The following is a 15,831-nucleotide window of genomic DNA, read 5'->3' as shown; positions in this document are numbered from 1 at the left end:
GGTTATTTTTTATCATTCTCCTTGATTGATGCAGCATCAATATCATTCACCGTAGTCAGCGCACATTTACGTACAGGTAAGTTGTCAACAGACCTCTTATCTTCCTCATTACAAGAAACCTCAGGACTATCGCCTAAACAGATATTGATATCAGTACATCTGTTTTTAACTAAATCACCGACATCAAAAGCCTCGTATACCATGCCATCATCACCTATAATCTGCTTGGTGCCGCGTATAACCTCAGCATCTTCCGCAACTAGATCTGGATCTGGTTCTTCACATACGCCTTTCAAGGAATCTAGTATTTCACCCTTTATAGCTTCAAACTTCCTATAGTACGCCCCAGCAGATTTTAGCAGGGCTGGGAGTTTCTTCGGATCAGTAACTAAGCAACCAACTACAACTATAAGTAATACTTCAGAGATGCCAATATTAAGCATCGCAGTCTTTACCTAAAGTAAATACACTCAGAGACCTGATAATCAGTACAAGTTTGCTAAGATCAAGCTGAGCTGAGTTTATGTCTTCAAGAAACCTATAGTACCCGTCAAGCTGATTCCTATGTTGCTCACACCATGCAGCGACAGACTCCTGCGCAACCGTATCTACAGATTCCTGCATGTCAGACTGTTTCGGTATCATGTGCTTGATTATGTTCTTAGCAATTATCGACTGATAATCACTCAAATCATCCAACAAGTTTCTAATAGCAATACGCTGCCAGTACGGAGATACAGAATCCATTTGTGTCGCCAAATCGCGTATTCTGCTAAAGCTTAGAACTGACCTTAGTTTAAAATATATCCGTCCAACAGTTGCAAGATCTACGCCAGAATTCTCCGAAAGGTCAATGATGTCCATACCAAAAATTGAGAACTCAAGCCCCGCAATCCGTTGCGCAACCTTTGGATTGATGTCCGTCTTAGGTAAATCCTCATGCGCAGAACGATACGCATCTAAAAACTCGTCGCAAAGTACATTTGTAAGCTGACTCTCCAATAATAAGGTCTTCTCCGAAAGACTATCTAGCCTCTTTTCTATATCAGAAAACTTGTGCATATGCCTGAAGAGCCAAAAAGTAGCCTGCCCTACAAACTTCTGAACTTTGCGGACTATCCTCACATAGTCGTCTACACCAATAGCTCCATCGACCCTGTCCAATTCGCTCCATATGTCATGGAGATTATATACTCGAGCAATAATAACGTATATCCTCACTATCATATCTATGGATATACCCATGCTCTCGATATGACTAGCAAACACACAACCCATCCTGTTCACGATATCGTTAGATATACAAGTAGCAAGAATTTCGTGCTTCAACTTATGCTTCCGTATGTACTGAGCGAAGCGATCCCTCATACTCTCTGGGAAATATGTCAGCAAGTATCGCGACTCATACACATGTTCTAAGCCACTGCGAAGTAATAAGCCAGACTTTATAATCTCACCCTTAATAAACATCCTAGTATAAGCAATGAGCACAGCTATCTGAGGCGTACTGAAGCCTTTAGATTCGGAAATCATCTTCTGAATCTCTTCGTCGCTTGGCATAAACTCTATAGCTCTGTCAAGCATTCCAATTTTTTCTAGATACTGCATGATTCTATGATGTTGCTCAACACGCTTAGGTGCCTGCATACATTCCAGCATCAGCGCTCGGGTTTCAAGCGTATTATGGCGTGTCAAAATAATGCCAAGCACGTCATGCAACATCTCGTCTAGTATTTTATTCCTCTCGTCAAGAGATATAAAATTATCTTTGACAGCCATTTCCATGCATATCTTCAGATTGACTTCAAAATCCGAACATATCACCCCTCCAGAATTGTCAACAAAGTCAGTATTGATTTGCCCCCCAGCTTCTGCATACTCAACACGACCCAGCTGAGTACACCCAAGATTTCCACCTTCTACTATCATGGATGCTCTTACTTCTTTTCCATCAATGCGTAGGCTATCATTTGCCTTGTCACCAACAACCGCATTGTTTTCTTTCGAAGATTTAACGTAGGTTCCTATACCACCGTTCCATATCATATCTACAGGGGCCTTAAGCATATGCTTAATGAGACAATTTGGCGATATACTACTCTCCCGGTCTTCTATTCCAAAACATTGCCTCATTTCCTTGGTCAGGGAAATAGATTTAGAAGATCGACAGAAAACACCTCCACCTTTGGAAATTAGAGCAGCATCATAATCCTGCCACGATGATCCAGGAGTGTTAAATAGCCTTTTTCTCTCAACAAAACTCCTCTCAGGATCTGGTGTAGGATCCACAAAGATATGCTTGTGATTAAACGCTCCAAGTAGACAAATTTTGTCAGACATGAGCATCCCATTTCCGAAAACGTCACCAGACATATCACCAATACCAATAACGGTAAAAGTACTCCTCTGGATATCTCTACCCATAACCCAAAAGTGCCTTTGTGCCGCTACCCACGCTCCTTTTGCTGTTATACCAATCTTCTTGTGATCAAAACCTACAGAGCCTCCCGATGCAAAAGCATCACCTAACCAAAAGTTATACTCTGCGGACACCTCATTCGCGTAATCAGAGAAAGAAGCAGTACCCTTGTCTGCAGCAACAACAAGGTATGAATCATCGTCATCGTACCGCACAATACCATCAGCAGTAACGCACTGGCCATCTACTATATTGTCTGTAATATCCAGAATACCGCGCAAGAAATTCTTATAACACTCTACAGCATATTCCACAGATGAAACCTTTTTCGAATCACCCTTAAGAATAAATCCACCCTTTGAACCTACAGGCACGATAACAGAATTTTTCGTCATCTGCGCCTTCATAAGGCCTAATATTTCAGTACGAAAATCTTCAGACCTGTCTGACCAGCGCAAGCCACCCCTAGCAACTCTACCACCACGTAAGTGTATGCCTTCAAACTCATTCGAATAGACATATATTTCACGGAACGGGCGCGGTAACGGCATATCAGGAACCGCACAGGAGTCTATCTTGATAGATAAATATGGCTTATCACCCTGATAGTAACTAGTACGCAATATGGCCATTATGAGCATGTACATGCTCTTTAGCACATAATCGTGTACAACGTCAGAAACCTGAGCAAACAAATCTTCTATAGACTTGCGAACCGACGCCACTTTCTCTTCGCGTCCTTCAGATAACTTTGGATCAAACCTAGCCTCAAACAGCTTCACAAACAGGTTAATCATGTCAGGGTACTTGCGCACCACCTTCTGTATGTACGACTGACTGTAATTAAACGATATTTGCTTTAAGTATCTGCTGAGTGCCCTAATGAGCAAAACCTCTTTCCACTGGAGATTTGCCAAAATTACTAAACTGTTAAAGTAGTCATTCTCTGTTTTCTTGCAGAATACTTGCTTGAGCACTGTCTCAAATTGGCTCTTAACCCTGTGATGATCCAATGATCTATGAGTATTTGATAACACAAAGTGATGCAGCCGCATGCACTGACCATGAACATTAACATCATAGCCATAGTGAAGAGACATCTTTGCGCCCATTTTCTTCACCACATTGAGCACCTTGGACAGCCGTAAATCACTTTCCAAAGGTACGTATATCTTAAGTTGATATTGACTGTCATTATCAAGCAGATATAGATCCACTTCTCCAATACCACTCTCCAGAACTTTATGGATTTTTAGGATATCATGACATGCGCTCCTAGGAGCAAAGTATTCCTGATAACCCTTTGGAAAAGCAGTGACATACTCCAAGAATTTAGAGCCCATCTTCTCCATGATGACTTCTGCAAGCCTATCTTCCCAGCGCTTTGTTGTCTCTACTACAAGTTTTTCTATATCCCTTTCGGAGAGCAAACACTCAGCATCAGCAGCAACTTTAACAGTGAACTGTAACCTCACAAGATCAGACTCGTTGTACATGTTATAGTACTTTCCAACGACTTCTCCCATCAAAGTTCCTTCTAGAACCAGAGCTATTCTATCAGCGAGTTCAGTGCTAGCTACACTCTTAGGAATAAAGATAATACATACTATAAATCCGTTTACAGTATCCCTTAGCGTGAACAATTTGACCTTAGGGTTACCTGATAAGGAAAGAATACCCATCGAAATTTGAAAGAGCTCCTCTTCAGAAGCGCGCAATAGCTCTTCTCTTGAAAACTTCTGGATTATAGTAAAAAGGGCCTTACCATTGTGCCCGTATCTCATAAACCCAGACCGCGCTTCTGCGTATTCCACTTTGCGCCGAATAATAGGTATATCAAGAACGCTCTGAAAGGCCACCGCAGAGGTGAAGAAACCGTAAAAGCAGCTTTCTTTAATTACATCAATTACATCTCCTGAGGTATTAAATGTTTTTATACCCACGCACATCATATATTCGTGCCTATGCACATTAGACACAAGGTTTGACTGTGCTACATATAAGTGCACGCGCCCATAAGCAGAGCCCTTTGTGGACTCCCGATGGCTTTCTATCCTAGCCAGGCCTAGACTACGCTCTATTAGCAAAACCAGATCTTCACTTGAAGATGGTGACTTAACATATTCCTCAAATCCCAAGAATACGAAGTTATCAGAGGACATCCATTTCAAAAAATGGCAGATTTCACTACAACTCAGATCTTTCTCAAAGTCATGCAATAAGTCGCTGACTCGATCGAGCATAGGCTTCCAATCATTTACGCAGCAGGTGACTGAATAAAGGGCTTTTTCCACATCAGCCTTTAACTTTTCTTGCAAATCTTTAGTGGTCTTGCCTACCACAAAGTATGCTACAGACTCACAAGTTCCATTTTCTGCACAAGAGTCAGACGGTAGTATATCCACATCAACTATTCCGCTATCATCTCGCTTTATATGAAGCACAGAGTTGGTATAGTGATATATAGGAAGATCGTGCTTTTTAATGGCGATCATCACTGAATCCACTATAAACGGCAGATTATCATTGGCCGTTTCAACAATTGTAAGAGACTCATCAGGGAAGTTTGGCCTTGCAACGTCAAACACCCTTACTAAGCTTTCCCCTGGCTTTCTTTGGTTTATAAATTGGTATAAATCCTCTGCCATGTGTAGAAGAAACTCAGCACTCAATTCCATATCTGTGCTGTACGAAAAGTTATAAAACTTTTCTATAAAGCTCTTCAGCAGCTCATATTTTATATTTTGAGGCGATTTACGACTCAAAGCTTCTAGTACAGAGGGAACCACATGCCCGTCAAAACTAGAAGAACTGTCTCCGGTAGTGTGCATCTTTAACGTATATTTAATAACAGAAGACTTGTAGAAAACAAACGAGAGGATATCATATCTTACGGCTGTCAAAACACAACTAATTTGACAAAATTACTGCGCGCGAACTCATCGTCTCAAGAGTAGTTCAGTAATCATGTATTAAAATGTTAAAAAAGCACTTAAGCAGCATTCATGTTATGCAGTAAAAATCCAGGAGCTTGCTGAGTTTTAACCCACTATAAGGAGTGGGGCGCGACGAACCCTACATCAAGCAGTAAGGGGAGAAACTAAGGTTATGGTACGGGTTTTTTCTAAGTTGGAGTGACCGCTGAAATCATTAGTGCCCTTTCTGGCGGACATTAGGTTAGTTTTTCAATATGCCTATTGCATTTATATACAGGATGCAAAGTATAAGTTGGTGCATTACTAAACCCTTGTAGACAATGCTGCCTTGCGTTTCGCATGCGTCATATGTACACACAGTAAGACATCTTTGCATACGATAGTATTTGAGTTTTGAATGTGGAAGTGAGTTTGCATTCCATAGCATAGTTACATGCTACTATACTTTACGGGTGCTGGTATCGGGAAAACTGTATTGCCGGAATAGGTGCACGCGTCCCCTTCTGTGGGAAATTGCCTGTTATACAGGTATGTATACGCCCCTAATGTATTTAAAAGTCCTCATAGTCGGTTTTGGGGGGGCTGCTGGAATAGGTATAGCACACTATTTACTCAAGGAAAGACACAGTGTAGCGGCAATAGACGGAGTAAAAATTAACCCCATTATCGGAACGTCTTCAGGGATTAAGCAAACACGATTTTATGTTGCTCAAAACAAAACTACAGCCACAATCAATACTCAGTAAGTGCTGTTGCGGAGTAAGGTACACGCAATTCTTGAAGGTATCAGTTAGATTTTAAAAGTAAAGTATTATATATAGAATGTAATATATTGTAATTATCGAAATTTTCTTAAAAGGCTCTAGATTATTCAGAGGGCGTATATGCAGCTTTGTTGTTGTCAATTATGCTGTTGGACTTAAAACATCCTGCGTTTAAGCGTGATTTGTCTAAGGTTAGAAGGTGCGGCCTTGATAGGCATTTAAATGCGGTTTGTGCTCTGCGATATTATATGCAAAAAAATAGCAACGCCGTATTTTCGAGATGCAGTATTCATTGCGGTATATGATAAGTATAACATTACATATGATATGTAATTATTGGAATTTCTCATGGAAAATAGCATAGGAGAATCCTCATAATGGGTCTACCGTGCGTCATGGCATATGTACTCAGAGTTGTTGTATTCGTCATGCAAAATAGGTTACCAATACGGGATGAGTAGTGGTGTTGGGCGTATATTTCGCTATACACTATTTCTCTATTATGGTATCTCATTGACTGACCTGCGTTCTCGTGGATTTTGTATGGATACTGGTAAGGACAGGAGGGCTGTCTCTGACATACTGGAAGAGGTCAGTGTGCAGGGGAGTGCAGACACAGTTACTCTGTACGAACTTAAAATGATACTTCGTGACCGAGGTTTTGGCGTGTTGATGCTGCTGTTTTCCTTACCTCTGTCGATACCGATTCCTGTTGTGCCCGGATATACGACAATTTTGTCGTTGCCGCTGCTGCTGTTCTCCATGCAGATGTTGATGGGTATGTCTATACCATGGTTGCCGGCGTTTTTGGAAAGAAAATCCTTTAAGCGTAGCTTTCTTGCAGCTGTTATAGAGAAGACATCGCCTTTTCTTAGAAAAACAGAGAAGTGGACAAAGCCTAGGATGCTATTCATATTCTGCAATGTTGGGGAGAGGACAATAGCTATGCTGTGTCTGTTATGCGCAATATCAATTGCTATACCACTTCCCTTGACAAACTTTATTCCTGCTGGAGGGATATCAGCCATGGCGCTTGGTGTACTGAATAAGGATGGAGTTTTGGTTATAGTGGGTGTATTGCTCGCGTTTTTGGGAATTTCTGTCACATCTGTTGTCTTGATTGCTGGTCCGAAGCTCGTAATGGGGATGTTCTCTTTTATCTACAAATTTTTTGTAATATGAAGCTGTACGATACTTTTAGTGCTGCCAAGAGGGTATTTGACCCTATAGATAGCGCATGCGTGAAAATTTATGCATGTGGTCCTACGGTTTATGATCTGGCACATATAGGAAATGCGCGCTCAGCTGTTGTTTACGATGTTCTCTTTAGATTATTGAGGGAGCTGTATCCTGAGGTAATTTACGTTCGTAACATTACGGATGTCGACGATAAGATAATAAACGCTGCTGCAGAAACGGGACAGAATATAGGTGATTTCACGGAGAGGTATATAAGGTACTTCCATGAGGATATGGATGCGCTTAACTGTTTATCGCCTACAGTAGAGCCAAGGGCGACTGCCGAAATAGATACTATGCTTCAGCTTATTAGTAGGCTAGTGGAAAGTGGGCACGCTTATGTGAAAGGTGGCTCTGTGTATTTCAGTATTTCATCTCATAGGCATTACGGTAGGCTATCCGGTAGGAAGATAGACGAGATGATTTCTGGGAATAGGGTTAGCATTGACGCTGAGAAATTGCATCCTGGGGATTTTGTTTTGTGGAAGCCTGCAACTGAGCAAGACATCAAATTGGGAGCAGCTTGGGAAAGCCCGTGGGGTGGGGGTAGGCCTGGTTGGCATATAGAATGCTCTGCCATGAGCTATCGCTATCTTGGTGAAAGTTTTGATATTCACGGGGGAGGAGCTGATTTAATGTTTCCTCATCATGAGAATGAACTTGCGCAAAATATGTGTGCGTTTTCTGGTAGTGAATACGCTAGATACTGGGTACATAACGGGTTTCTCACTGTCAATGCAGGGGAAAAAATGAGCAAATCCCTTGGTAATGTGATTACCGTAAGGGGATTAAGAAATAGCGGTATTGAAGGGGCGGTGATACGGTATGTATTCTTATGTACACACTATAGAAAGCCGCTTGACTGGAATGAAAAGGCCATTTTTGACGCTCAGAGCGCTTTGAGTAAAATGCGTAGGTCTTGCGAGGAATTTACATCTGAAGAGCTGAATTCTGATATAGAAGCAGTTGGGGTGCATAATATGCTCCTAGAAGCCTTAAAAGATGATATGAACACGCCTATGGCAATTGCGGCATTGCATGCATTGGTAGGAGAGATAAATAAAACTACTGATTTTAAGGAGCGGCTGAAGTTGGCACGGGTGCTCAATCGCAGTGCTAAGTTAATGGGCATTACCGACGGTTTTGCAGGGAAATCTGCTGAAGAGGCGGTAGATGTAGATAAGATTCAGGAACTTTTAGAGCGTAGACGGGAAGCGAGGAATGGTGGCAATTACTCTTTAGCAGATGAAATACGGGACCAGCTACATTCTATGGGCATCGTGATAAAGGATGACAAGGATGGTGTTACGCGTTGGTCTAGGGCTTAGTTAAGGATATTTTAGATCTCAATATTGTAGAGATTTCCTTTAGTAAGGGCTTTGGCAATAGCAGTATGGTATTGTGGGGTTGGGGCTAGTAGTACAAAGCCTATCAAATGTGAGATGGTAGCTCAGGACACGGGTTTACATTTTTTAGCCTTCGGTGTTGTATAGATGTTTTTGTCCGGGATGGACTAATGATTTAGATATATGGCATTTGGTGGTTTGTTTATGGGCTGCTACTCTGTCTGGCATGCTTTACGCTATATCACCTTGGGAATGTGTTTATGAGAACGCGTAACATTAAAAGCTCTGGTTCATGTCTGTGGTAAGGTAGGGACATTATAAATAGTGCTTATAACCTTACATTCTTCGATGATTTTGTGTAGAGATTATGGGATATTCCTCAAGAAATAGAAGGAGAAGCTCTGTCGGAAGATTCTAGAAATTCTGAAGATCTGCTGTTATACGTGTACGTGAAGTTTTTGTACTGATTACTACTGTGTTGCACTATCGTAAAACTTCGTATAGTCAGATTTTCTCTCTTCTTGCCCGAATACATCATCCGTTTTCGCAGACAACATAGCATATAGTGAAGGTGAGAAGTGCGACCGATGGGTGGTACCTTTTACGTGGAGCAAGGCAGCAAAGAAGGTATATCCAAGCGCTTTACAGTATATCGCTTCTAGCACGTCTGATATAGCATTTCCAAATATTTCATTTATGCATTGTTATCTGGTTGCTGGGTAGTAAGTATAGTGATATTTGAGAGGGGTTATCACTTAGTAGTGTACCATTGTAAGGTACCATAGCGTATTCCACAATCCTATATCAAATTAGAAAATTCAGGTTGTCAAGGTTGCTTTTGTATAGGTTTTTCTTTTTGAGATATTGCAGGCTATGAGCTTGACTCCAAAGAACATCTCAGATACTCACCCTTATCATTCCGGAGAACTACACTTCCATAACCAATAGCGTGAAATGCCACTTCATTGTTAGTGATAGCGCTGGAGAAGTTGCACAGGCCAATGGGCTTAGCATTATGAGCAAAACACGGAGTTCGTTTTCAGGACAAAAAGTCCGACTTCTGGAAGATTCGTGGACAAGTATGTTCCGCCTTTTGCAAGGTACGAAAATACTGAATAATGTGTATATCACATACAAGTATATTGAGAGGGGAAGCGTAATCAAATTCGTGTATTTATCTGCATTTTAATATTGCGTGCTCTATGCATCCTGTCAGGATATGGGGAATTTTATCCATGCTGCATGGAGAGCTTTTAGACATTGTTCTTTATCTTGGTATTTTACGTGATACTTAAGTTAAGGGTATGTAGCCTTGTTTTTGGGAGATGATATAAAAGTGGTAGGGGAATGGGGTTTCAGAAAACCTCTATTGCTAGTACCTGTGTTGAGTGTTTTTAGAACATTATAAGAAGCACTACTGCTGATAGAAGAATATTAGGTAATCAGAATATAGATATTACTAATCAATCTTAGCATATTTTGTGTTTGATATGTTAAGGCTCGTATTGGACATTGCGCTAATGCCTAGGATTTCGCAGGGGATAGTTTTGGATTTACTTTTTTCACCGCGTTTTGGTTGCTGACAAAAGTTGTAGTGGGTAAACGTATTTGCTCCCTATGTTATGTATAGATTTTCTCAAAGAGCTGTTTGATTATAACTTTAGCACTATCTTATAAAATGAAGAATGAAAATACACTGATACAATATATAGTACCGTATGTATGCACTGGGGTACTTGTTTTTGCATGATGCATTTTAAAAAAGCCAAAAAATTTTTTCAATTTTATGTTGAAGGGAGAATATTGCTCTATAGCCTGAGGTAAAACATCCAATTTTCTGATAATTTAGGCCTGTGCTATTTGGGAGATCCGATGTAAGATAAATACTTGTACTCATTAAGGAAACAAGCTTCAGTTCGAGAGCTTTTGCGATGCAGTACTTGTATATAGCGGTTTGTATTGATACTAAGAATATAGCACGAAGGTTGTGGTCTGAGATTGACAATTTTCACACTTATTCGTAAGGTTTAGCCGTGAACTTTTTCTGGGGGTAGCGAGCATGTCGCTGTTAGATGCTAAGCCTGTATACAAGCCTTTTGACTATCCATGGGCGTATGATGCATGGTTATGCCAACAGAGGATTCATTGGTTGCCCGAAGAAGTGCCTCTTGCTGATGATGTGCAGGATTGGAAGACCATGCTCTCTGAGAAAGAGAAGAATCTCCTCGTGCAGATTTTCCGCTTTTTTACTCAGGCGGATATAGAGGTGAATAATTGCTATATGAAGCACTATTCTAATATCTTCAGACCCACAGAGATATGCATGATGCTGTCTGCGTTTTCCAATATGGAGACCATACACGTGGCTGCATATTCGTACTTGCTAGATACTATTGGGATGCCTGAGGTAGAATATCAGGCGTTTTTGAAGTTTGAGGTCATGAAGAAGAAATATGACTACATGCAGAGGTTTGAAGAGTGCAGAAGGGGCGATAAGAGACATGTAGCTAAGACTCTTGCTGTGTTTGGTGCGTTTACAGAAGGGTTGCAGTTATTTGCTTCTTTCGCGATTTTGCTAAATTTTCAACGTTTCGGCAAGATGAAGGGGATGGGGCAGATTATAGCTTGGTCTGCGCGTGATGAGAGTTTGCATACAGATTCTATCATAAGGTTATTCAACACCTTCGTCCACGAAAACGGTGAGATATGGGACGATGATCTGAAACAAGAGCTTTACGATGCGTGTAAAGTTATAGTAATGCTCGAGGATGAGTTTATAGACCTTGCGTTTGCTTTAGGTGATGTTGAGGGTCTTTCCGCGTGTGAAGTGAAGAGGTATATACGCTTCATAGCCAATAGAAGATTGAAGCAGCTGCACTTGGAGCCTATTTATGATGTTGCGGAGAACCCGTTACCATGGTTAGATGAGATTTTAAACGGGGTAGAGCATACAAACTTCTTCGAGAATAGGGTTACAGAATATGCTAGAGCTGCAACGGAGGGAACCTGGGAGGAAGCGTTTGAGGATTAGCAAGTGGCTTACATGTGCTGTAGCTGCATTGCTTGTACTTTCGTGTTATGCGCACGCTGCTGAGCAAGTTTTGCAACACAGGCGTGTTCAGGAGATATTACCTCGGGTTTTTGTAGAAGGGAAAGTTAGTAGAGGTTTTAAGGTCAGCAACAAGTTCCTTGCAGATTTAGATGGAACGGAGCTTACCTTACGAGATATCGCTCAAGATAGGGTATGTGTCATTGTATTCTGGGCGCCTTGGAATTTAGATTCGGTAATGCTGTTGCAGGGAATCCAGCGAGTTTCAGAAAATCTTGCAGCAAAAGATTTAGGGGATACAGTGGTGTTTTTGCCCATCTCAGATGTGGGTATAGATGATGTTCCTAAAGTGTTGCGTGCACGCGATAGCTATGGTCTTACTCTCCCCATGTACATTGATGTAAAGCATGAGCTTTTTGATTATTTTGATGTTACGGCTATTCCCTTGACTTTGATAGTTAATAGGAAGGGGGAGGTGATATACCGCATTGTAGGATATATGCAGTGGGAGAATACAGCAGTAGAGAACGAGCTTTTATCCATTGTAAATCAAGCGCAGGAATAGGACATTACCGTGCTGTTATGAGGGATAATCTCCCGGTTTTATACCTATAAATCTTCAGAAATCATAGCCATATCACATGCATTCTTTATATGTTGGTAGTTGATGCGTTTGTCTGTAGATATCTTTATCTAATGGAGATTTTCAATGAAACATAGCCAAGGATCCAAGTGTTTATCTGCGTTGGCTTAGTGATATGTATTGCAACGGAATAGAAGTACACTATTGCTCATGAGTATGTTTAGAGTCTTTGAGAAGTTGACGACGCTTATGTAATTATCAGGGGTTTTGAGAACTTCGAAGCTCATACAAGCATCGATCTTTCTTATATGGGCTACAAAGTAGTCATATTCTATTTCTACATTATGCCAATAGATTCTAAAGCTATAGCCAATAAACTTGTTATTGGTTTTGATGATTTTCCCATTACGTTCTAGGCTTTGAGCGCTTCTGATGCGGCTTATAAGCAGTACAGAATTTTAACGTAGGGGCTATAAACTCGTCCACAAGCATTACTATAACATCGTAAAGCTTTTGTTTCAGATCACCATCCGATATCTCACCGTTTTCATGAAAGAAGGGATTAAGTTTTTTTATATAGCGATGTGAAGTAGGGTGCAGCGTGGTAGAACGGGGACATGTCATGTTGTGACGAAGAATATTCTTATTATTGTGTGGTCCAACAACATATGCTCTTCAGGTAATTACTTCACAACTTGCTTTCATGTATAAATCACACTTGTTAAATTTTATGCTTTTACGTCTGCTAAACCGATGCCACTATTAAACGTATCTATAGTTTTTTTGAAAAAGTAGTACTATGTGCTTTATATTACTCAACAATTATATGCAATATGTAACCTAAAGTACTGGTATACGCCACTTTGTCTCAATGTAGGGTCGCCACGACATCCCAAAAACAAAATATCCGAACACGATCTCGCTGAAGAAAGGCTACCCTAGCAGCAAGCAGAGTAGTTACCTCCAAAAATTGACAAAGAAAATGAAAGCGCCGATATACTACATTGCCTTATAATCTTACGATCAAAAAGCATATTATATAGCAAGAAGAAAAATGCTTTTGACAGTATTGCATATGCCCCATACAAGGTAGTATGCAGTTGCTATTATCCGCCTGTTTTGCTTTGAGTAATAGTGACTTTAAAGTCACGACGATAGATTAAAGGGGCGGTATGTATATTGATGCATATGTGCGTTTTTGGCACTTTACATCTATGCCATGTTCCTAAGCCGTGTAGTACTATTGCCATTATAAATTTTAGCTGTTTGATAAGATACGGGTGTATTCTTCTCCTGGTATTATTTTAGCGCTTTTTGTATAACTATGAGTCTTTCCAGTGTGGTTGTCCCGGCAGCTATGGAGTTTAAGAATTGATAATTGTGCGTGAAGCTCTGGAGTCCTAATGCAGCATGTCCTTGGTATTATTTTAGTGCTTTTTGCATAACTATGAGCCTTTACAGTATGGTGCTACTGGCTATGGAGTTTAAGAATTGATAATGTGTGAGAAGCTCTGGAGACCTAATGTACCATGGTTCTATAATGGTGATGAGACAACTATTGCTTGAGACTAACCTTAACAGGGGATTAGGGGTGCAAAAAGATGTGATGTGAGCTTCCTTAGTGCTCAATCCTCAGTCCAGTTTGCGTCTTGCAGGTGATGTGAGTTCTGTTTTTCCAAGTTGCAGTTTCCCACAATTAAAGTACTTTTTTTCCATAAATTCAGTTTAGCATGTGAGTTAGTGGGTATATCAATGTAAGTTTGGCATAATAACTATAGAATAGAACTACCTGTGGTTCTATCTTAGCGGTGAATTATGCTTGAGTTTGGTCTAGATAGCAGCACTTTTATAAGTAATCTACCAAGGGTACTGAGCCGCAATACGACAACCTGTTCGATATTCAGTTCTAAGTTATTGAAAACAATATGCAGAATAAGACGCTAAGAAAGCTATGAGACATAGAGAAATTTTTTGCCCCGGCGGTGTATACGATCTTCCAGAGAATACGACGCTCATAGTTGCATTTTAGCAAATGCTCAACCTAAGTGATAGTATTTGAGTAGCGTAGAGGTATTGGTTTATCTGCAGTGAAGCAAAACTTTTGTTGTGTAAAAGTCAAAATACTTTGACAATGCACAAAGGTTTTTCCTATCAGCATTTCTCTTTCCTTTACAGATGAGTTGTGCATAGCGAAAATATAGCGTTATAAAGTGGGAGTAGAAGCGCTGAAGGTTTTTAACTCTGGCGAGACTGGATAATATGCATCACCAATTTTTAGCAAAATTATAGTCATACCGCATACATTGGGCATAGAAGCAATGAAGAGGTTTTAACTCTTTCTAGCAAGACTCTAGATAATATGCGTTTTTTCATAATCACAATGTTGCAACTCCCAAAAGAGCTAAATCTTTTTTGATTAAGTGGAGCATGCTGTTCAGAGTAAAACTCCTAATTATCTCGTTTTTATCACTAGTGTTTAGTAGATCGGAGCTGTATTTCTCAACCAAATCCTGCGCTATGGGCTTTAGATAATTCCCCGGGATATAAACCTGCACCTATGGTGATTTCTTCTTCCAATGCCTCCTTATATCTAAGAAAAACCGGGGAGACCAACGTCTTTACTTGAGACACGGCATCATTTACGTAATACTTTTTTGTAACATCATAACCCATCTACTGCAGGAGATTAGACAAAACATCAAAATTATAGTCATGTCGCATACGTCGGGCATAGAAGCGCTGAATGGTTTTAACTCTTCCCGGAAAGACTCTAGATAATATGCGTTTTTACATAATCACAATTGTACAGCAAATTATAGCCATGTCGCCTTGTTAGGATGAGTTATGGGTAAAAGTTGTATGGATGTGTTAATAGGTACAGTGCCAGTTACAGACGTAAATCCTGGGTGAAGACTACCACCGCAGCAACAACACTGCCAGCGCTGTTATAGCGCATTCAGTATGTATGGAAATAGGGCAGTGACCTATGCTTCACTTCGCATTCTCAGCGTTGTCATCATGGGTAGTAGCAACTTTTAGAGCGTATACGCACAATTCGGCAAAGCATATACCGTTTTCCCTAGCCAATTTATGAAGCCTCTCAAGGCTGTTAATAACCCTTTCCGGCACTTGACCACCGCGCTCTTTGGATAGCCATGTATTCTGGTGCTGCACGGGATGTGCATCTGGCTTTGGCTCACCTATATACACTGCAAATGGTGAGGTTTTACCCCCAAACTCGCATGGAATTATGAACTTCTTGACTACAGACATGAAGACACCTATTCAATATTATCATATGGCATGGGCGGAGGCCTTTTCGTATACAGTACTACGTTCGTATACAATACTACGATAAATATATCACTCAAAAACTCTGCATATCACTACTCCACACTGTTTATACTAAGAGAATTACAAGCTTTTATAGGAGCATACAGTACCAATTTTGCCGACTGCTAATTACTAACAGGTTTTAAGATCCGATGCAGCAGG

Annotated in this window: 8 protein-coding genes; 4 read left to right on the top strand and 4 right to left on the bottom strand. The window is 40.6% G+C overall.

Features of this window, described 5'->3' with window-relative positions; all coding sequences use genetic code 11:
* Positions 1–2 precede the first annotated feature (2 nt).
* The gene (gene tatB, locus APHWEB_RS06585; RefSeq protein ID WP_011450665.1) at positions 3–443 is read right to left on the bottom strand and encodes a Sec-independent protein translocase subunit TatB; all 441 of its coding nucleotides are present in this window, start codon (positions 441–443) and stop codon (positions 3–5) included.
* The gene (locus APHWEB_RS05455; RefSeq protein WP_044104226.1) at positions 436–5,250 is read right to left on the bottom strand and encodes an NAD-glutamate dehydrogenase; all 4,815 of its coding nucleotides are present in this window, start codon (positions 5,248–5,250) and stop codon (positions 436–438) included. Before APHWEB_RS05455 ends, tatB begins: the two co-directional genes overlap by 8 nt.
* Positions 5,251–6,662: 1,412 nt before the next feature.
* Here APHWEB_RS05455 and APHWEB_RS05445 point away from each other — a divergent pair.
* The 4 genes from APHWEB_RS05445 to APHWEB_RS05430 all read left to right on the top strand — a co-directional run bounded on the left by APHWEB_RS05445 (position 6,663) and on the right by APHWEB_RS05430 (position 12,318).
* On the top strand, positions 6,663–7,301 hold the full coding sequence (locus tag APHWEB_RS05445; RefSeq protein ID WP_044104227.1) for an exopolysaccharide biosynthesis protein: 639 nt from the start codon (positions 6,663–6,665) through the stop codon (positions 7,299–7,301).
* The gene (gene cysS / locus APHWEB_RS05440) at positions 7,298–8,686 is read left to right on the top strand and encodes a cysteine--tRNA ligase (RefSeq protein ID WP_011450668.1); all 1,389 of its coding nucleotides are present in this window, start codon (positions 7,298–7,300) and stop codon (positions 8,684–8,686) included. The genes APHWEB_RS05445 and cysS overlap by 4 nt, the downstream gene beginning before the upstream one ends.
* Before the next feature lie 2,077 nt (positions 8,687–10,763).
* A complete protein-coding gene (locus APHWEB_RS05435; RefSeq protein WP_011450673.1) occupies positions 10,764–11,735 on the top strand; it encodes a ribonucleotide-diphosphate reductase subunit beta in 972 nt (323 codons plus the stop codon).
* Positions 11,725–12,318, top strand: a complete 594-nt coding sequence (locus APHWEB_RS05430) for a TlpA family protein disulfide reductase (protein ID WP_020848906.1) — start codon at positions 11,725–11,727, stop codon at positions 12,316–12,318. Before APHWEB_RS05435 ends, APHWEB_RS05430 begins: the two co-directional genes overlap by 11 nt.
* A gap of 2,517 nt (positions 12,319–14,835) precedes the next feature.
* On the opposite strand, the gene APHWEB_RS06970 is transcribed toward APHWEB_RS05430, so the two are convergent.
* Both APHWEB_RS06970 and APHWEB_RS05425 read right to left on the bottom strand, forming a co-directional pair.
* Complete coding sequence (locus APHWEB_RS06970; protein WP_020848907.1) at positions 14,836–15,009, bottom strand: hypothetical protein; 174 nt, start codon at positions 15,007–15,009, stop codon at positions 14,836–14,838.
* 318 nt (positions 15,010–15,327) lie between these two features.
* A complete protein-coding gene (locus APHWEB_RS05425) occupies positions 15,328–15,609 on the bottom strand; it encodes a DUF2610 domain-containing protein (protein WP_011450677.1) in 282 nt (93 codons plus the stop codon).
* Between the last annotated feature and the right edge of the window lie 222 nt (positions 15,610–15,831).

This window comes from Anaplasma phagocytophilum str. Webster (genome assembly GCF_000964685.1).
Lineage (GTDB): Bacteria > Pseudomonadota > Alphaproteobacteria > Rickettsiales > Anaplasmataceae > Anaplasma > Anaplasma phagocytophilum.
This window is presented reverse-complemented; position numbering and strand designations above follow the sequence as displayed.